Annotated in this window: 14 protein-coding genes and 4 pseudogenes; 9 read left to right on the top strand and 9 right to left on the bottom strand. The window is 42.0% G+C overall.

What is annotated here, in order from left to right:
* Nucleotides 1–130: 130 nt before the first annotated feature.
* The 3 genes and pseudogenes from WN50_RS30225 to WN50_RS30235 all read right to left on the bottom strand — a co-directional run.
* Nucleotides 131–1,276: pseudogene (locus tag WN50_RS30225) on the bottom strand (ribonuclease J); the annotation flags it as partial.
* A gap of 158 nt (nt 1,277–1,434) precedes the next feature.
* Entirely contained in the window at nt 1,435–2,325 is an 891-nt protein-coding gene (gene dapA / locus WN50_RS30230) for a 4-hydroxy-tetrahydrodipicolinate synthase (RefSeq protein ID WP_049561778.1), read from the bottom strand.
* Nucleotides 2,326–2,448: 123 nt separating this feature from the next.
* Entirely contained in the window at nt 2,449–3,492 is a 1,044-nt protein-coding gene (locus WN50_RS30235; protein ID WP_046280652.1) for an aspartate-semialdehyde dehydrogenase, read from the bottom strand.
* Nucleotides 3,493–3,807: 315 nt separating this feature from the next.
* On the opposite strand from WN50_RS30235, the gene tig reads away from it, so the two are divergent.
* The 3 genes from tig to clpX all read left to right on the top strand — a co-directional run bounded on the left by tig (nt 3,808) and on the right by clpX (nt 7,814).
* On the top strand, nt 3,808–5,250 hold the full coding sequence (gene tig, locus WN50_RS30240; RefSeq protein WP_046280653.1) for a trigger factor: 1,443 nt from the start codon (nt 3,808–3,810) through the stop codon (nt 5,248–5,250).
* Nucleotides 5,251–5,738: 488 nt separating this feature from the next.
* Nucleotides 5,739–6,458 carry an ATP-dependent Clp endopeptidase proteolytic subunit ClpP gene (gene clpP / locus WN50_RS30245; protein ID WP_046280654.1) on the top strand — a complete coding sequence of 240 codons (720 nt, stop codon included), beginning with the start codon at nt 5,739–5,741 and terminating at the stop codon, nt 6,456–6,458.
* Nucleotides 6,459–6,470: 12 nt separating this feature from the next.
* Complete coding sequence (clpX, locus tag WN50_RS30250; protein ID WP_046280655.1) at nt 6,471–7,814, top strand: ATP-dependent protease ATP-binding subunit ClpX; 1,344 nt, start codon at nt 6,471–6,473, stop codon at nt 7,812–7,814.
* A 3-nt stretch (nt 7,815–7,817) separates the two neighbouring features.
* Here the strand turns inward: clpX and WN50_RS30255 are convergent.
* The 3 genes and pseudogenes from WN50_RS30255 to WN50_RS30265 form a co-directional block, all read right to left on the bottom strand.
* A partial coding sequence (locus WN50_RS30255) for an FAD-dependent oxidoreductase (protein WP_152964979.1) occupies nt 7,818–8,162 on the bottom strand: 345 nt, incomplete at its 5' end.
* A 1-nt stretch (nt 8,163) separates the two neighbouring features.
* Nucleotides 8,164–9,093, bottom strand: a pseudogene (locus WN50_RS30260) (TIGR03364 family FAD-dependent oxidoreductase); the annotation flags it as partial.
* 14 nt (nt 9,094–9,107) lie between these two features.
* A complete protein-coding gene (locus WN50_RS30265; protein ID WP_046280657.1) occupies nt 9,108–9,833 on the bottom strand; it encodes an HAD family hydrolase in 726 nt (241 codons plus the stop codon).
* A 382-nt stretch (nt 9,834–10,215) separates the two neighbouring features.
* Here WN50_RS30265 and WN50_RS31615 point away from each other — a divergent pair, with 382 nt between their 5' ends.
* Nucleotides 10,216–10,860 (top strand): pentapeptide repeat-containing protein, encoded by a 645-nt coding sequence (locus WN50_RS31615; RefSeq protein WP_046280658.1) that lies wholly within the window; start codon nt 10,216–10,218, stop codon nt 10,858–10,860.
* Nucleotides 10,861–11,014: 154 nt separating this feature from the next.
* Here WN50_RS31615 and WN50_RS30275 read toward each other — a convergent pair whose 3' ends face one another.
* Nucleotides 11,015–11,365: a hypothetical protein gene (locus WN50_RS30275; RefSeq protein ID WP_046280659.1), complete on the bottom strand. Its 351-nt coding sequence runs from the start codon at nt 11,363–11,365 to the stop codon at nt 11,015–11,017.
* A gap of 1,193 nt (nt 11,366–12,558) precedes the next feature.
* Here WN50_RS30275 and WN50_RS30280 point away from each other — a divergent pair.
* From WN50_RS30280 to WN50_RS30290, 3 genes and pseudogenes are all read left to right on the top strand, one after another.
* Nucleotides 12,559–13,272, top strand: coding sequence for a response regulator transcription factor (locus WN50_RS30280; RefSeq protein WP_046280660.1), 714 nt, complete (start codon nt 12,559–12,561; stop codon nt 13,270–13,272).
* Between the two features lie 136 nt (nt 13,273–13,408).
* A partial coding sequence (locus tag WN50_RS30285; RefSeq protein WP_049561794.1) for a sensor histidine kinase occupies nt 13,409–14,230 on the top strand: 822 nt, incomplete at its 3' end.
* 1 nt (nt 14,231) lies between these two features.
* A pseudogene (locus WN50_RS30290) lies at nt 14,232–14,706 on the top strand (sensor histidine kinase); the annotation flags it as partial.
* 163 nt (nt 14,707–14,869) lie between these two features.
* On the opposite strand, the gene WN50_RS30295 reads toward WN50_RS30290, so the two are convergent.
* The gene (locus tag WN50_RS30295) at nt 14,870–15,508 is read right to left on the bottom strand and encodes a Uma2 family endonuclease (protein WP_046279184.1); all 639 of its coding nucleotides are present in this window, start codon (nt 15,506–15,508) and stop codon (nt 14,870–14,872) included.
* An 80-nt stretch (nt 15,509–15,588) separates the two neighbouring features.
* On the opposite strand from WN50_RS30295, the gene WN50_RS30300 reads away from it, so the two are divergent.
* Nucleotides 15,589–16,164, top strand: a complete 576-nt coding sequence (locus tag WN50_RS30300; protein ID WP_046279183.1) for a Uma2 family endonuclease — start codon at nt 15,589–15,591, stop codon at nt 16,162–16,164.
* A gap of 218 nt (nt 16,165–16,382) precedes the next feature.
* On the opposite strand, the gene WN50_RS30305 is transcribed toward WN50_RS30300, so the two are convergent.
* Nucleotides 16,383–17,225, bottom strand: coding sequence for an SAM-dependent methyltransferase (locus tag WN50_RS30305; RefSeq protein ID WP_046279182.1), 843 nt, complete (start codon nt 17,223–17,225; stop codon nt 16,383–16,385).
* Nucleotides 17,226–18,323: 1,098 nt separating this feature from the next.
* Here WN50_RS30305 and WN50_RS30310 point away from each other — a divergent pair.
* Nucleotides 18,324–19,325, top strand: a pseudogene (locus WN50_RS30310) (HhoA/HhoB/HtrA family serine endopeptidase); the annotation flags it as partial.
* Nucleotides 19,326–19,395 lie beyond the last annotated feature (70 nt).

The following is a 19,395-nucleotide window of genomic DNA, read 5'->3' on the forward strand; positions in this document are numbered from 1 at the left end:
TTGGAGAATCCCCTTGCTTTAGAAATGGGGAGTATGTCAAATCATGAGGTTGACTCCCAACCAGTAAAGCAATAGAACACCAATCACAATAGACCAGGGAAGTAATCGGTTAGCAAAAGGGAATTGAGATTTTGCCATAGAAACTCACCTCTGTCACAAACATCATTAATTTATCAATGGTGTTAACAACAGCGATAGTATTACCCGGAATGGGGTTCGCAGAAAAGACAACCGTATCGCCTCTTTTGATGCTAATTTGTCGATGAGCGCCGTGAGCAATGCGAGTTAAAGCGGATAGGGGTTCTCCTTGTGATCCAGTCGTCAGAATTAACACCTTGTCATCTGGTGTATCTCGCAATGAGTTCAGAGGAATGAATAAGTCATCCCGGCATTTGATATAACCTAAATTTCGGGCATGGGCGATCACATTCAACATCGACCGACCGACAACGGCCACTGCACGACCTTGTTTTTGGGCAATACTGAGAATAATATTTAGCCGATGTACCGAAGACGCAAAGGTTGTCACTAAAATGCGTCCAGGTGCTTGTGCAAAAATCCGATCTAAGTTGGGATAAACTGAACTTTCAGACGGGGTAAATCCGGGAGATTCTGCATTGGTCGAATCACTCAACAAGCAGTGAACGCCTTTTTCGCCATATTCTGCAAGTCGTTGAAAGTCAAAGAATTCGCCATCAACAGGCGTGTGATCAACTTTGAAGTCTCCCGTGTGAATAACAACTCCGACCGGGGTATTAATCGCAACGGTGAAACTATCAGCAATAGAGTGAGTATTACGGATATATTCAACTAAGAAACTCTTGCCAATTCTGACAATTTCTCGGGGACGAACGGTTCTTAATTCGGTGCGATCTGAGACTCCGGCTTCTTCTAATTTCCCTTGAAGTAATGCCATCGCTAGTCGAGGGCCATAAATCACCGGAACATCAAATTGTTTGAGGTGAAACGGAATTCCACCGATATGATCTTCGTGACCGTGAGTGACGATCATGCCTTTAATTTTATGGCGATTTTCCCGCAGGTAGGTGACATCTGGGAGGACGATATTAACGCCGTGCATTCCATCAGTCGGAAAGGCAAGTCCGGCATCTAAAAGGATAATTTCATCGTCATATTCAAACACGCAGGTATTCTTGCCAATTTCATGCAAACCGCCTAAAGGAATTATCTTTAAGCCAGTACCATCGCTTTTGCTGATCGGTTTCCTTACTGAAGTTTTACTTTTAATGATGGGTGTTGTTCCGCTTTTAATCATGTTTTCCTTTTGGTGTGAAAGTTTATGGTTTAACGATGAACTTCGATAGCTGAAAGTTAATCTGAGTCAAAAACTCGATCAATAAAACTTTTATCAACTAACGACAAAATGTTCATAGATATTCAGTTGTCTGAAACTTTACTTTTTTTATTTTGCCTTTAAGCTTTGAGCAAATTGAGTTCACTTAAGACTTGCTGCAATTGTTGGGTTACTTCAGGAGGGGGGTCACACAGGGGGGGGCGAGTATGACCGACTTTCCAGCCTTGCAGCTTCAGGGCTGTTTTCACCGGAATGGGGTTCGTCACGACAAAAAGTGCCTTGAATAGTCCTAAGAGTTTCAGATGAGTTTCAGTGGCGACTTGCACGCTTCCTGCTTCAAAGGCCTGAATCATCTGCTGTAATCGATCTCCGACTAAATGACTCGCAACACTCACCACTCCAATACCACCCACTGCCAGTATAGGCAATGTTAGAGAATCATCTCCAGAGTAGATCTTAAATTCTGGTGGTGTCAAGCGTCGAATTTGACTCACTTGGTCTAAACTGCCGCTCGCTTCCTTAATTGCGACAATGTTAGAGATTTCCGCTAAACGAGCTACTGTTTCCGGTTGTAGACTCTGGCTGGTACGACCGGGGACATTGTACAGCATCATCGGTAAATCGGGACTGGCTTGTGCGATCGCCCTAAAATGTTGATACAACCCTTCTTGGGGAGGTTTGTTGTAATAGGGAACCACTTGCAACGATCCGTCTAACCCTAGTTTAGCAGCTTTTTGGGTTGCTTCGATCGCCTCAGAAGTACAATTTGATCCGGTTCCGGCCATAACTTTGGCTTTGGAAGAAACCGATGACTGCACAACTTTAAAGAGTTCGTACTCTTCTGACCAACTCAGTGTGGGAGACTCCCCTGTTGTTCCACAGACAACTAGGGTATCTGTGCCATGCTCAACCAAATGAGCTGCCAACTGTTCTGCCACTTCATAGTTGACACTTCCATCCTCCTTAAACGGCGTAATCATCGCCGTCATCACCTTTCCAAAACTTACCATCTGCCTTAAGATCAGTTGTGCTGTTTCTTCTGTTTATCTTTCCGAATCGCCTCACTTATTTGAGTTGCGGTTGACCTGTTGGAGCGTTCCCAAGCTTTTCCGGGTCGGGGTGCAAACCTCTATTTAATGACTAGCGACTAAAGATGAACGCCCTAAAAGATTTTTTGCGACTAATAACTCAGCGATTTGTACAGCGTTCAATGCTGCTCCTTTACGAACTTGATCGCCACTGAGCCATAGTTCTAACCCACAAGGATGAGAAATATCCTGGCGGATACGACCGACTAATACGGGATCTCGACCCGTTGCATCGATGGGCATGGGGAAATAATTGGCCTGCCAGTCTTCTCGCAGTTCGACCCCTGGAGCTTGAGAGAGAACCTCGAGCGCTTTTGCCACACTAAAAGGCTCGTCAAACTCTAGATTAATCGCTTCAGAATGGGCGCGAAGTACGGGAACCCGCACACAAGTTGCAGAAATTCTCAAGTCTTCGACTCCGAAGATTTTCCGAGTTTCATGCACCATTTTCATTTCTTCTTGGCAATATCCCGACTCATTCAAGGGAGAATTATGAGGGAATAAGTTAAAAGCCAAGGGATAGGGAAAAATTTCCGTCTGGGGAGTTTCTCCCTGCAAAATGGCGAGGGCTTGGGCTTTGAGTTCATCCATCGCTCTAGCCCCGGCACCACTGGCGGACTGATAGGTCGAAACAACGATGCGGCGAATGGGCTGCACTTGATACAATGGCCAAACCGCCACAGCCATCAAGATCGTTGTACAGTTGGGGTTGGCAATAATCCCCTGGTGAGAGGCCGCCGCCTCTGGGTTGACTTCCGGGACAATCAGGGGCACCTGTGCATCCATTCTAAACGCACTGGAGTTGTCAATCACCACAGCCCCTGCTTCTACTGCCCGCGCCGCCCACTGTTTAGACGTCGTTGCACCGGCCGAAGCCAAAACCAAATCTACCTGATCAAATGACTGATCGTTAACGGCTTCTACCGCTATTTTTTCCTCCTTAAACCGCAGTTGAGTCCCTGCCGAACGCGACGAGGCCAACAGCTTCAACTCGGCGACTGGAAAGTTGCGACTATCCAACAATTCCAGCAATTCAGTTCCCACTGCACCTGTCGCGCCTAAAATAGCAACTCGGTAAGACTTAGACAAAGTTCAAAACCCTCCGCCATCGACAATTCTAAAATCAACCTGAAATTTCAATATCAAAATTAATAACAAACAAAATCAGTAATCTACAATAGGAATCTGGATCTAAAATCGCTTCTCAGAGCCACTGAACGCTACCAAGAGCGAGATTGGCTATCTCTAAAGAGGAAACTGAGGGGCAGCTTGTCGCTCACAACCCGTTGCGATCGCGAGATAAGATACAATTGCACATCTAGTCGATAGACTAACTCATCCCAAATTATAGTTCCCCAGAATCAAAGTGTGTTGAGGGGTTATTGAGTTCAGAATACCACAATTATGAAAGTTACCCAGGAAAAACTTCCCGCTAGCCAGATTGGGCTAGATATCGAAATCTCACCGGAAATGTCCAAGAACGCTTACGAGCAGGTGATTCGTCAATATGCTCGTTCGGTTAATATTCCTGGGTTCCGGAAAGGGAAAGTCCCCCGCCATATTCTCGTCCAACGCTTAGGAGTTGATCGAATTAAAGCGGCGGCTTTGGATGATTTGATGCAGCAGTGCTTACCCAAAGCCGTTGAACAGGAAAACATCCCTGCCATTGGGAGTTTTGAACTCCGGGGCGATGTTGAACAATTGGTCGCCCAGTACGAACCCGGACAACTTCTAACCATTAAAGCGGCGGTTGATGTCGCCCCCGAAGTCAAACTTGGCCAATATACTGGCTTAACGGTACAAGCCGAAGAAATCAAATCCGATCCGGCTCGGGTGGATCAAGTGTTAGAACAGGAACAAGCCAAGTTAGCCACGTTAATTCCGGTGGAAAACCGACCCGCTCAAACGGGTGATATGGCGTTTGTGGACTTCAAAGGTGTATTTGCGACTGTTGGCGAAGACGGAGAACCCCAGGAAATTCCAGGGGGTCAAGCGGAAAACTTCCAAGTAGAGTTAGCAGAAGGACAATTTATTCCCGGTTTTACCGAAGGAATGATTGGCATGAACCCCGGTGAAACCAAAGAACTTCAGGTCAAATTTCCTGATGATTATGGCAATGAGGAATTAGCCGGACAGCCTGCGGTATTTACCATTACCTTGAACGAACTCAAGGAAAAAGAACTTCCCGAGCTTGATGATGAATTCGCCGAAGAAGTCAGTGAGTTTAGCACCTTAGCCGAACTTCGCGAGTCCTTAGAGAAGCGATTTCAACAGGAAGCCGAAGATCAAACGACTGCCAACAAACATAAGGCTTTAATTGAGGCAATTGTCGCAGATCTTGAGGTCGAAATACCGGAAACGATGATTCGACAAGAAGTTGATCAAGTGCTGACCCAGCAAGCCATGCAGTTGAGTCAAATGGGAGTCGATATTAAACGGCTGTTTACCCAAGAGATGATTCCTCAAATGCGGGAGCGTTCTCGTCCCCAAGCCATTGAACAGCTTAAGCAGTCTTTGGCCCTCAAGGAAATTGCCAAGCAAGAATCTATTACGGTTTCTGAGGAAGATATTAAAGCCGAAGAAACTAAAGCAATGGAACAATTGCAGGGACAAGAGGTTGATCTAGATCGGTTGCGCGAAGTGGTCACAGAAGACTTACTGAAGAAAAAGACCTATGCTTGGTTAGAGGAAAACTGCACAATAGAGTTGGTTCCGGAAGGGTCTTTAACTCAGTCAGAGGAGTCTGAGCAGCCGGAAACTTCAGAAGAAACCTCTGAGGTGGAAGTCGAAGTCTTGACTTCTGAGTCTACAGAAACTTCTGCTGAGTCAGAGAGCGTTTCTGAGTGATTTCTTGAACGTTTAAGGACTAGAAAGGGCTAATCCCCTAACCTGTTAACGGGGAAAGGGGACAGCTAGCCTTTGGAAAGGCTGAAGTCAGCAAGTTCTGACATNAGTCTACAGAAACTTCTGCTGAGTCAGAGAGCGTTTCTGAGTGATTTCTTGAACGTTTAAGGACTAGAAAGGGCTAATCCCCTAACCTGTTAACGGGGAAAGGGGACAGCTAGCCTTTGGAAAGGCTGAAGTCAGCAAGTTCTGACATCGCCCATCTCAGACGTGATCGCCTGACACCTGACACCGGAAACCGTTCACCCATTCTAATCCCTCGTTTTCTGGGTAAATCTCAGTTTCTCTCGAGCCGTTCTAGTCGAGTTAAGGCATAATAGATCGTATCAAGCTTAACGGATTCAACAATTGCCCAAGGTGCAGAAGGCACTGTTTTAAAATACAGGGGTTAATTCACGCAATCGATCATTTAAAACCTAGTTATCTATCCCATGATTACATCTGAGTCTTCTCCTTGCCCAATTGTGAGTTTTAACAATCGCGATGTCATTAGCGTTAGCCAACGAAACTCGGCTTCAACCCATCCGGCTAACGTAATGATTCCTATGGTGATCGAACAGTCAGGGATGGGAGAGCGGGCGTTTGATCTCTACTCGCGTTTACTCAGAGAAAGAATTATTTTTCTGGGAACAGAAATTGACGATGAGATCGCAAACGCTGTCAGCGCCCAGATGTTGTTTCTTGATGCTGAAGATCCCGAAAAAGATATCCAACTCTATATCAACTCTCCAGGCGGTTCTGTCACAGCCGGAATGGGAATTTACGACACCATACAGCAAGTTCGCCCGGATGTGGTAACAATCTGTTATGGTTTGGCCGCTAGTATGGGAGCATTTCTGCTTTCGTCTGGTGCCAAAGGAAAACGAATGTCGCTTCCCAACGCCCGGATCATGATTCACCAACCTCTCGGCGGCGCTCAAGGACAAGCGGTAGATATTGAGATTCAAGCTAGAGAAATTCTCTATCACAAGCGCATCCTCAATGAAATTCTCGCGGAAAATACAGGTCAACCTTTTGAACGAATTGAGGCTGATACTGAACGCGACTTCTTCATGTCCGCCGAAGAATCTAAAGAATATGGTCTAATAGATCAGGTGATCTCTAAACAGAATCGTCCTATTCCTGGAGAATCTGTCCAAGCAGCCACATAAGACGAGGCAATTATGTCTAAATACGACTCCCATCTAAAATGTTCCTTTTGCGGAAAATCTCAGGAGCAAGTCCGTAAGTTGATAGCGGGGCCGGGGGTTTATATCTGCGATGAATGCGTGGAGTTATGCAATGAGATTTTAGATGAGGAGTTGTTCGATCCCAGTACAACACCTGCACCTCCTCAAACTTCTCGTCCTCAAGCCGCTCCTCCCCCTAAGCGTCGTTCCCGTCCCAGTCGCGTTGCACTCAACCAGGTTCCTAAACCGGTCGAGATCAAAACCTACCTTGATAGTCATGTCATTGGTCAGGATGAAGCCAAAAAAGTGCTTTCTGTAGCGGTTTATAATCACTACAAACGTTTAGGTTTTATCCAAGGGAAAGGTCGCCCGTCCACAGAAGATAACATTGAGTTGCAAAAGTCTAATATTTTGCTCGTTGGCCCGACGGGTAGTGGTAAAACCCTGTTAGCCGAAACACTGGCCAAAATGTTGGATGTTCCCTTTGCGGTGGCGGATGCAACCACTTTGACGGAAGCCGGATATGTGGGCGAAGATGTCGAAAATATTCTGTTACGGTTGTTACAAGTTTCAGATTTTGATGTCGAAGAAGCCCAACGAGGAATTGTCTACATCGACGAAATTGACAAAATTGCTCGTAAAAGTGAAAATCCTTCCATTACTCGCGATGTCTCAGGAGAAGGGGTTCAACAAGCTCTCCTGAAAATGTTAGAAGGAACCGTCGCCAATGTTCCTCCCCAGGGCGGACGTAAACACCCCTACCAAGACTGCATTCAAATTGATACCAGTAATATTCTGTTTGTCTGCGGGGGGGCCTTTGTGGGACTCGACCGAATTATCGAGCAGAGAACGGGTAAAAAGTCAATGGGCTTTATTCAAGGGGAAAAGGAACAAGTCAAAGAAAAACAGTCAGCCGATACCCTGAAGAAGATGGAACCCGATGACTTGGTGAAATTTGGGTTAATTCCTGAATTAATTGGCCGAATTCCAATGGTTGCGGTTCTTGATCCGTTAGATGAAAAGGCATTGATGGCAATTCTAACTGAACCTCGCAGTGCTTTAGTTAAACAATATCAAAAACTACTGCGAATGGATAATGTGCAGCTAGAATTTGAACCTGATGCCATTCAAGCGATCGCCCAAGAAGCCTATCGTCGGAAAACCGGCGCCCGGGCGTTGCGGGGAATTGTCGAGGAATTGATGCTGGATGTCATGTACGAGTTACCCTCTCGTAAAGATGTGAAACGCTGTCAGGTGACAAAAGAAATGGTTGAAAAACGATCAACGGCGGAGTTGTTAGTTCATCCGTCTTCGTTACCTACACCCGAGTCTGCTTAACTTTTAAACAGAAGCAAACAGGTCTTCGGCTAAACCAAAAGAAAGCGTCATTCCAGCACCACTTAAAGCGTTAACCAGGGTAACGCCTGTTTCCGCTTGGGCGATGAATTCGGTTTTTCCGGGGATTTTGGCATAGACTCCATTCCAGGTTTCCGCAATCTCAAATGAGGGAACCTGTACAAAAGTTTTGAGATAATCAAGGATATATTGGTTAATTTCGGCTTTATTAAACGGATCAGGATTTAAACCGTATTCGTGAGAATCTCCAATGGTTAATTCCCCTTGAGAATTTTGGGAAACCATCACATGAATTCCCCATTGGGGAAAATAAGGGGTTTCGCTTTGAATNGATATATTGGTTAATTTCGGCTTTATTAAACGGATCAGGATTTAAACCGTATTCGTGAGAATCTCCAATGGTTAATTCCCCTTGAGAATTTTGGGAAACCATCACATGAATTCCCCATTGGGGAAAATAAGGGGTTTCGCTTTGAATTCTATCTTTTAATGCAGTTAGAGAGTGACAATGAGAAAATGCTGCATAATGGGTTAATGTTAACCCGCCACAAAGAGAAGTTCCTATTTTAAATTGATGGGGTTGTGGGGAGGTTCGCATCATTTGCAGTTTAACTTTAGTCATCCCACTTTCTGCATAGAGATTAGGATAAAGAGTTTCAAAATCTCTCCCACTACAGACAAAAATCTGATCGGCTTTCCAAGTTTTTCCCCCGGCGATGAACTGAGGATAATTAATCTCAGTCACAACAGTTCCCCATCTAAATTCTACCCCATATTCAGCCGATAAAAATGCTGGAATTTTGCCGATCGCTTCTCGGGGATCAACAATCACTTCCGTTGAACTCCACAGCGTCCCCAGTAACCCTTCTGTCTGGACGGCTGAACTTTTTTGAATTGTGTCTTCGGGTGTTAATAAAGCCACTGTATCCAGATTTGTGGTCGCGATAAATTCTTCTAAAACTGCTAATTCATCTTGACGATAAGCCGTATGAAGTGAACCACAACAATCTGTTTTCAATCCTGCTTTGTCGGCAATTTCTAGCCAAATTTCTCTTGATTTTAAGGCGCGATTCAATAACAAACCTTGAGGTTGACCAATCGGCCAAATCATGCCAAAATTACGAATAGAAGCCCCGACTGCTTGTTGATTGCGTTCAAAAACGACAACTTTTAATCCGCGTTTGGCTGCGGCTAAAGCATGGGCTAAACCGACGATTCCCGCCCCGACAATTGCAACTTCTGTTGATTGAATTTGAGTCATTTTTAAAATAGTTTTTATAAGTTAGTGATGATTTTGGCAAGTTCCCGGAGAGAATCAAGTAAACCATCATTGGGGTATTGTTGTAATTGTTCTCGGGTATGAGTGCCGTTGGTAACAGCTAAAGATAATAAACAATTTGCATTAATTCCTGCGGCTAAATCAACGGGAGTATCGCCAATATGAATGACTTGTTTTGAGTCTTTTATTCCGAGTTTGTACATGGCTTTTTGAATCATATAAGGAGCGGGACGACCTTGATTATTATAAATTTCATCGGGTGTTACAGAAGCTTGAATGATAGAATATTCGGAGCCAATATAGTTATTATCTAAACCTTTATCCCAAGCTAAACGATTTAAAATAATATCTGTAACTTTTCGATAAAATCCGGTATTCAACGCAATTTTTATAGTTTGGGATTTTAACTCTTTAAATAGTTCTAGACAGCCTTCTGTGGGTTCAACAGGCTGAGTTAAATAATGAGTTTCTAAGATTTGTTTAAATAAGGTATAGGACTGTTCAACTTGAGCGGAATAACTCGGATTATCTGTGCCAATTTGTTCAGCCCAAAGGGTTTGAAAAACGAGCTTTTTTGACCATCCCATCATGGAATTAATCCGATCAGCGTTAGTCTTTAAGCCTGTGGTTTCTGCGGCTTGAAAAAAACACTGTTGAACTTCGTTATGATCTTGAACCGTTGTCCCTGCCATGTCAAAGACAACTAATTGAATACTCGCCATTGAATAGTCACAAAATAGGGCTAGATTAGAGGATCAAGCTTTTAATAAAATTAAAGTTTATTGGGTTGTGAAATCGCCGAAATCACAGGATTTTTTAAGAATTGTCAGAAACCGGGTTTTTAATCCCCACAGTGTTGGGGGGCGGGTTGAGTAATGTTATTGTTAAGATGGATAAATTGATGTGAACCCGCCCTACGGTTTTTAGCTTAATTCTTAATTTTACCACAACGTTGATTCGCCGTAACAGCTTCCATCATTTTTTACTTTCCTCAAAGATTATCCTTCCCTTGGAGGAAGTCATCGTCCGAAATATCGCTTATTCTAGATGTAGAGAGACTTAAATACAAGTTTCTCCATTTCAAGAATTCTGGAGGATAAAAAAATGAGCATCTTCTCCAAAGTTACACTCGTCGTTGCCAGTTCTATTCTATTTTCTGTAGGTTTATCGACTTCAGCGATCGCCGAGAACCCTGGGAATGTTCAAAAATTGATCGAAACGGGTATCTGTCCTGGATGTGATTTGCGGGGAGCAGACTTAAGCAAACTTCACCTGATAGGGGCGGACTTGAGAGAAGCCGATCTCTCAGGGGCAAATCTAGCATACACCAATTTAGAGGGAGCAGATCTATCAGGAGCCAATCTTGAAGAAGCGAATTTAAAAGGGGCGTTTTTGAATAGTGCGGAATTAGATGATGCTAATTTGTCTCTAGCAAACTTAACCGATGCGAACTTAATTCAAGCTCGAATGGAGGGAACAAACCTAATAGGAGCTAATCTTAATGGTGCGAGTTTCTTGGTAAAATCTCTCGAAGAAGCTCAACTGTCTCCTCTGGGTTCAGCAGAAGAATTAGGACAGCAAGAGCAGTTAAGTATTGAAAGACAAGAATCTCAGCTTACCTTTCCGGTAGGAGGACAGGAGCAGAACGAGTTTGAATATACAACAGAATATCTCAATGAAGTTTTTGAGCCTTTAGAAGTCAATCGTGATCCGAGTTCAATTCCTTTTCCTCCCCGGATCGAATTTTAGGGAAATGGTTAACCGGATGAAAAGTTGTCAGGTGTTGAGTTCCCATTCACTGAGAAGATCACAAGCTCGAGATGAATATTCAGCAGCAGATAGTTAGGGTGCTTCCACAAACATAGAAGCATCAAACTATCTGTAAGTGTTGCTGAATTTTTAATTATAAAAATTGTCGCCATTGAAATTCGGCGAGTTGCTTGGCTTGAGCAATGGTTTCTTTGGGTTCCCAAATTCCCTGTGCAATTAAGTGTCCTTCTGGTGAGCGATATTGATAGCTGACTCGATAATGATGTTTCTCATTTTTGGGGTTGTGAGTTTCCTTTTCGATGTGAAGTTCAATGGTTCCGAATTCATCGCTATAAGTCGCTTGACAAGTATGGTCTTGTTCTTTCCAGTCCAATTTTGAGGAATGATGAACCTCTGTTTTTGGTAAAGTCGTCCAGGTGGCGGACAAGGCGGATCGAGTATTAACAGTATCAGGAAGTTGAGAGAGCAGGTTTTGAGTCTTCATAAGCGGGTTATTAGAATTCGGTAGATGTTGACTAGACATGAAATAATGAAATAGGAAATAGAAGCTGCTTGACTGCAACTGACTCCTAGTTCAGATTCGATTGACAATCTTGATGACAAAATTAAAACATCGCTTGACTGAAGTTATCCGGTCAATAGAATCGATTATTTAGTTACATACACCGTAGAGAGGATAATTTCCCGATCTCTCATAAAGTCAGGCTGATCATTGAGTTCAATTGAAAATATGAGCAACCTGATCTCTATCAAAAGGTCAGCTTACATACGCTTAATTTGATGAGAATACTCTCATGATTTTCCTGGGCTTGTATCAAAATTGCGTNTCATTGAGTTCAATTGAAAATATGAGCAACCTGATCTCTATCAAAAGGTCAGCTTACATACGCTTAATTTGATGAGAATACTCTCATGATTTTCCTGGGCTTGTATCAAAATTGCGTTCCAAGGTGTAATCAAGATGTGCGAGCGTTGTCACCCGTGGGAGCGAGATGATTGCACTATCAATGCTCTTTGAATGCAACTCCATATGAGTAGAATTTGCCCAGTTATCTGTGACTGGTTCTTTTTGGCTTGAAAGAACAATATATGAGACTTAACACACAAGATACTAATACAAAAAACTCAATTGCAGCAACTCATGTCATCTCACCTTGACCAAATCTTTACAATAAAATTGTAGTCTAGAAAACATTACTTCACACCAGAGGGGGTTATGTAAAGCTATTGAGTTTGATCTGAACCACTCCCTTACTAAAGTTTTTGATCTAAACCGCCAATAATGTTTGTTGATCAGTAACAAACAATAAGTTGATAAGATTTATGTCAGATAATTGCNACATTACTTCACACCAGAGGGGGTTATGTAAAGCTATTGAGTTTGATCTGAACCACTCCCTTACTAAAGTTTTTGATCTAAACCGCCAATAATGTTTGTTGATCAGTAACAAACAATAAGTTGATAAGATTTATGTCAGATAATTGCATACTCAAGCAACATTGTCAATTTTTTGGCTGACCCTGTTAGCAAACACTAACAATAGCATTAAAATAGATTTCTGTTTACTATCGAAAGAAGTAGCAGAGTACCGGATCGGATAGACAGGACTTGATACTTTTTCACCTGCAACATCCATCTTTGGATAAAATACTTCTATCTCTCCACTGACAAATCCGATGAAAATTCTGATTGTGGAGGATGACTGGGAAATCGCCCAACTCATCCAACAAACATTAGAAAATGAGGGTTTTTCCTGCGAAACGGCCCGCGACGGTTGGGGCGCTTTAGAATGGTTTCAAAGCCAGCAGCCAGACCTGATCATTCTTGACTTGATGCTTCCCGGTCTAGATGGCTTAGAAGTCTGCGCCCGTATTCGTCAGCAACCCGGGGCTAAAGATCCCTATATTATGATGCTGACGGCGAAAGGAGAAGAAATTGATCGGGTGATTGGTTTATCTACCGGGGCGGATGACTATCTGGTTAAACCCTTTAGTCCCAGAGAATTAGTTGCTAGAGTGCGGGCTTTGTTGCGTCGCAGTTTGCGTCATGGGGGACAAAGCCAAATTTACCGCACAACCCATTTTACCGTTGACCTTGATCAACATTTAGCTTACCGTCAACTGGACTCTCAAACTTCAGAACCCCTTGATTTAAGTCCTTTAGAATTTAATTTGCTGGTTACTTTAGTGAGTTATCCGGGTCGGGTTTGGAACCGAACTCAATTGATTGATAAACTTTGGGGAGATGATTTTTTTGGGGATGAACGAGTTGTTGATACTCATATCGCCCGACTGCGAAAAAAAATTGAACCTGATCCCACTCATCCTCAGTTTATTAAAACAGTTGTCGGAACGGGATATAAATTTGAAGATACTACAACAGATAGGTAATGGGGAATAGGAAATAGGTTACAGGTTACAGGTTACAGGTAACAGGTAATAGGCGATCTCTAAAAAAACTGGTCACTGCATAACTGTAAACTGTATCGAACCCGCCCTGACTCTGGGGGAATGGAAATAATTAATTATGGCTAAACTGAACTTGCGATCGCGTTTACTGTTGTCTCATCTGTTAGTCATGGGAGTTGGATTGGGTAGTTTTATTTTAATGAGTAAAGTCTACTCACCTCGTCTATTTGTTTTACAACTCGAACGCCTTGAACAAACCCAGTTTTTTAATGTTCGTTCTGTGAAAACCTATCTGGTTCGGGGATTTGAAATCACTTGGAATCGTAGTACCTTATGGTCGGTTGGTGTGGGTGCAACGGCGGCGGGTGCGTTGAGTTATTGGGTGGCTAAACGGATTACTCAACCTTTAACTCAAATGCGAGAAATTACTCAAAAGTTTGCAGCCGGAAACTTAGATGAACGCATGGTAAAAAGTGAAATTCCTGAACTGAATCTACTCAGTTTAAGCTTTAACCGAATGGCGGAAAGTATCGAGGGAATTGAACAGCGACGCCGAGAATTAATTAGTGATATGACCCACGAATTGAGAACACCCTTAACGGTTGTACGAGGCTATTTAGAAGAAATGTCAGAGGGGAGAATTGAACCTTCTGATGAACTTTATCAGCGTTTAATTCGAGAAACTCGCCGCTTAGAACGATTAGTGAATGATTTACAAGAACTTTCTAAAGCCGAAGCCGGATATTTGGTCATCAATCCTCAACCGATCAACCTCCGTCCACTTTTAGAGTCTTTAGTTGCTCGTTTTGGCGATCAACTGTTAGAAGAGGGGCCTGTTTTAAAATTAGATTATCCGTCGAATTTACCGCTTGTTTTGGCTGATATAGATCGAACTGAACAAATTTTAGTGAATCTGTTAGGAAATGCAATTCGTTATACTNCGGATATTTGGTCATCAATCCTCAACCGATCAACCTCCGTCCACTTTTAGAGTCTTTAGTTGCTCGTTTTGGCGATCAACTGTTAGAAGAGGGGCCTGTTTTAAAATTAGATTATCCGTCGAATTTACCGCTTGTTTTGGCTGATATAGATCGAACTGAACAAATTTTAGTGAATCTGTTAGGAAATGCAATTCGTTATACTGACACAGGTTCAATTACCATTCAAGCTTGGCAAGAATTAAACTTAGTTTGGATTGCTATTATTGATACGGGTTTAGGAATTTCAGAAACGGATTTACCCCATGTTTTTGAACGGTTTTGGCGAGGAGAAAGATCGCGTTCGCGTCAATGGGGTGGAACCGGAATCGGGTTAGCCATTACAAAACGTTTAGTTGAACTACAAGGCGGTAAAATAGAAGTTGAAAGTGAACTCGGAAAAGGGAGTACATTCCGTTTTTGTTTACCGATAACTTAGATAATATGATGTCCGTTTATTAATTCTGTTATGGGGAGGGGCGGGTTTATCTAAATCTCCGAGTAGTAGTAAAGATATTGTCGAACCCGCCCCTACAGAATGATCATCTCAATCAGGCTGAGAAACCGGCTTCGATAACGAAAAATACTAATCAAATCTTAAATTACTGCCCAACTTGAAAAATATCTTCTGCTGTTAAATTTAACTCAGGAAAAATGAGAGATTCTATGCGTTCGCTTCCCCGATATAATTTTACCATATATTCGCCTTCGCTCATTTGATAAACTGAAATTGTCGGTTGTTTGGGATTGCCAATATATCGCCTTCCCCCCAATCCTAAATAATCAATAATCCAATATTCAGCAATTCCCAGTTTTTCATATTCTCCCAATTTCACGGAGTAGTCATCTTGCCAATTTGTACTCACCACTTCTACAACTAATTTCAAACTTTCGCCTCGGGTTAAAGTTGAGCGTTTTTTCCACAGGGGTTCCTCAGTTAAAGCCTGTTTATCAATGACCGCAATATCAGGACTATAACCCGTATTTTCGGAACCAATGGGTTTAATAATACATTGTCGAGGAATCAAATAGGACAATTTAAGACGGCGTATCTCTAACGTTAGCTCTGCTGCTATTTCACCTGCGACTTGTTCGTGAGTTCCTGTAGGTTGCATTTCGATAACTGTTCCTCCGTGCAATTCAAAACGACCGTAGCCATCGGGATACCAATCTAGAAATTCTTCTAGGCTCAAAGCTTTAGGCGTTGATAAAATTTGACGCTCTGATGTAGCTTGACTCATCGTTAATTTTACCTCAATTTATGCTAATATAATTCTATCATTTCCCCGAGTCGTAGTATGAGTTCAGGATAAATAAAGTTATGGTTATCTCAGATAAACCCCAAACCCAAAACCTCTCTGTTGATGAATTTTTAGCCTTACCCGAAACTACACCCGCTAGCGAGTATATTGACGGAAAAATTTATCAAAAACCCATGCCAAAAGGAAAACATAGCTTACTCCAAGGTCGTCTAATGAATGCCATTAGCACAGTCGGAGAAGAACAAAAGTTAGCCTGTGCTTTCCCCGAGTTACGCTGTTCGTTTGGGAAACGTTCAATTGTGCCGGATATTGTTGTGTTTGAGTGGGCAAATATTCCCCTAGATGAACAAGGTGAAATCAGTAACGATATTAACATCCCACCCGACTGGATAATAGAGATTTTATCACCCGTTCAAAGTACAACTCGGGTGATTAATAATATTTTATTTTGTCTGCAACAGGGAACAAAGTTAGGTTGGTTAGTTGAACCTCAAGAACGATTAGTGTTAGTTTTTAAACCCAACCAACAACCAGAATTTTTTGAAAGTGAACAAGTTTTACCTGTTCTTGAAGTGTTGGAAGATTTACAACTCTCAGTCAATACTTTGTTCAGTTGGTTGAGTTTTTCCGCTTAATACCTGTTAATGCCAGCTCTGATTAAACTTTATTAATTGTATCGGTTGAATTAAAAATTAAAACTTCATAGGTGATGAGTTTTGCTAAACTAAAAAATTCTAATCCTTTGGNCAAGTTTTACCTGTTCTTGAAGTGTTGGAAGATTTACAACTCTCAGTCAATACTTTGTTCAGTTGGTTGAGTTTTTCCGCTTAATACCTGTTAATGCCAGCTCTGATTAAACTTTATTAATTGTATCGGTTGAATTAAAAATTAAAACTTCATAGGTGATGAGTTTTGCTAAACTAAAAAATTCTAATCCTTTGGCAGTTAACCAATCTTGTGAATTGGCAATAATTAATTTATTGATTGCTTTGTATGTCGGTTGAACATTTCCGGTGATATCCAGTTTTTCAACGAGATTAAATCCTGTTTTTTGAGCAATTTTTTTGTAACTCTCGAGTCCTATAAACTGCACAACTTCCGTATCCTTTGAGCCATAGGTATTCGTAATCATCCGGCTAAGGATTTGCGTTTCAAAAAATGACCAAAATAACAATATTTTGGGACTAATCAAAAAATCAACGATAATTAATTGTCCACCGGGTTTGAGAAAATGATGAGCTTGATCAAAAAACCGTTCTCGACTGGGAAAAGCAAAAATACATTCTAAAGCTATGATGATGTCAAATTTCTGCGAAAAATCAGGAAACTGACAAGCATCTCCGTGAATAAACTCTACAGAATTGCCATTTTTAGGCTGAATGATTTCTTTCGCCTTCTCAACTTGAACCTGATCAATATTAAGACCAAACAGTTTTAAATGACTGTAAGTTTGATTGAGTAAATTAATCGTTCCTCCAAAACCACACCCAGCATCTAGAATGCTAGCACTTTCAGGAATTTGAGCCAGTTCTAACACCAGTTTTGAGAGATTATTTGCAGCTTGGCCAAAGTCCTTTAGTTCTCCTGTAGCTTGTTGTGGATATTGCCAAAATCCCCAATGAATATGCTGACCAAAAGCTGTTTCTAAGTCAGGTTCTTGTTTAAATTTTTCAACGAGCGAATCAAAATATCTCATATTTTTTCATCTAAAATAGAGATATTTTATCAGAAGTTTAAAGGATTTACAAGGATAAAATTAAGCGTGTTAGCCCAGGAAACAATTNCTTTAGTTCTCCTGTAGCTTGTTGTGGATATTGCCAAAATCCCCAATGAATATGCTGACCAAAAGCTGTTTCTAAGTCAGGTTCTTGTTTAAATTTTTCAACGAGCGAATCAAAATATCTCATATTTTTTCATCTAAAATAGAGATATTTTATCAGAAGTTTAAAGGATTTACAAGGATAAAATTAAGCGTGTTAGCCCAGGAAACAATTGACTAAAAATCTGCTACTCGCTGCAAAAGCTGATTCTACAAGGGTTCGACGGGTAGAGTGCATCAAAGGATCAAACTCGCTAAACTGAGGAAAGATGGAAGCAATTTGACGAACCCTAACTCCTGCAAAAGCCCATTCTACAAGGGTTCGACGAGTTTAGAGCCAGATGTAACAAAATTGTCAACTCCCTGTCATACCCCTGTCACATTCATCCCCTATCTTAAGAAATGTCAGCCCAAAACACAAAACGTTCCTCGACAAGCTCCTCACACCCTTGGGCTGACTTTTCCTAATACTGTTATCGCAGAAAACAACGACATTATATAGACTAAATAACTATGACCACCAAAATTAAAGACTTTGAGTTTTCTTCTGGTTTTAACAATAAATCTCAGGATAATAAATCATCAAATTCTATTGTGCATAAATTAGTCAGTTCAACGACATTAATTGCATTAGGAGCCGGATTAGCGATTGGAGGAACCCAATTTTTTACTGCTAAATCGGGTGCAGAAACTATCACAAAATCTTCTATTCTTCCATTGGCAGAAACAATTTCTAGTCCGGCAAATGCCATTCAAGTTCCCTCTAATTTTGTTGCGGCTGTTGTCCAACAAGTCGGCCCTGCCGTTGTAAGAATTGATGCTCAACGAACAGTCGAAAATCAAGTTCCTGAAGCTTTAAACGATCCCTTTTTCCGTCGTTTCTTCGGTGAACAAATCCCCAATATTCCCGACAGACAAATTCAATCCGGTACAGGTTCAGGCTTTATTATTGACTCAAAAGGTGAAATTATAACNGCGGCTGTTGTCCAACAAGTCGGCCCTGCCGTTGTAAGAATTGATGCTCAACGAACAGTCGAAAATCAAGTTCCTGAAGCTTTAAACGATCCCTTTTTCCGTCGTTTCTTCGGTGAACAAATCCCCAATATTCCCGACAGACAAATTCAATCCGGTACAGGTTCAGGCTTTATTATTGACTCAAAAGGTGAAATTATAACAAACGCTCATGTTGTCGATGGAGCGAGTAAAGTAACAGTTACTCTCAAAGATGGTCGTCAATTTGAAGGGAAAGTTGTGGGGAAAGATCCCGTAACAGATGTTGCAGTCATTCACATTGAAGCGGAGAATTTACCCACCGTTAAACTGGGAAATTCTGAACAATTGCAACCCGGAGAATGGGCGATCGCAATTGGAAACCCATTAGGATTAGATAGTACCGTAACCACTGGAATTATTAGTGCAACTGGACGTTCCAGCGCTCAAATCGGAGTTCCCGATAAACGAGTAGAATTCATTCAAACCGATGCAGCGATTAATCCGGGAAATTCCGGCGGTCCACTTCTCAATCAAAACGGTGAAGTGATTGGCGTAAATACTGCAATTTTACAAGGCGCTCAAGGACTCGGTTTTGCCATTCCCATTAATACGGTACAACAAATTGCCGCAGAATTAGTCGCAAATGGCAAAGTTGAACATCCATTTTTAGGGATTCAAATGTTAACTTTAACGCCAGAATTAAAGAATGAATTAAACAGTGATCCGAATAGTGGAATCATAATTAATCAAGATCAAGGCGTTTTAATTATGGGAGTTGTCCCCAATTCTCCCGCAGAGAATGCAGGTTTGAGGGCAGGAGATGTGATTGAAAAAGTTAACGGCGAAACCGTCAAAGCCTCCGAGCAAGTTCAGCAAGCTGTTAACCGAGAAAGAGTTGGCAGTCAGTTAAACTTAGAGTTAAGTCGCAACGGTAAACCCCTCAATCTCAATGTGCGTGCGGGTGCATTGTCTCCCCAATCTTAACCCCATTTTTGTAGCAGGGCTGTTTCAAAGTCGATAAACATTTGCTTAGAACCTCTCCCCCAACCCCTCT

This window comes from Limnoraphis robusta CS-951 (genome assembly GCF_000972705.2).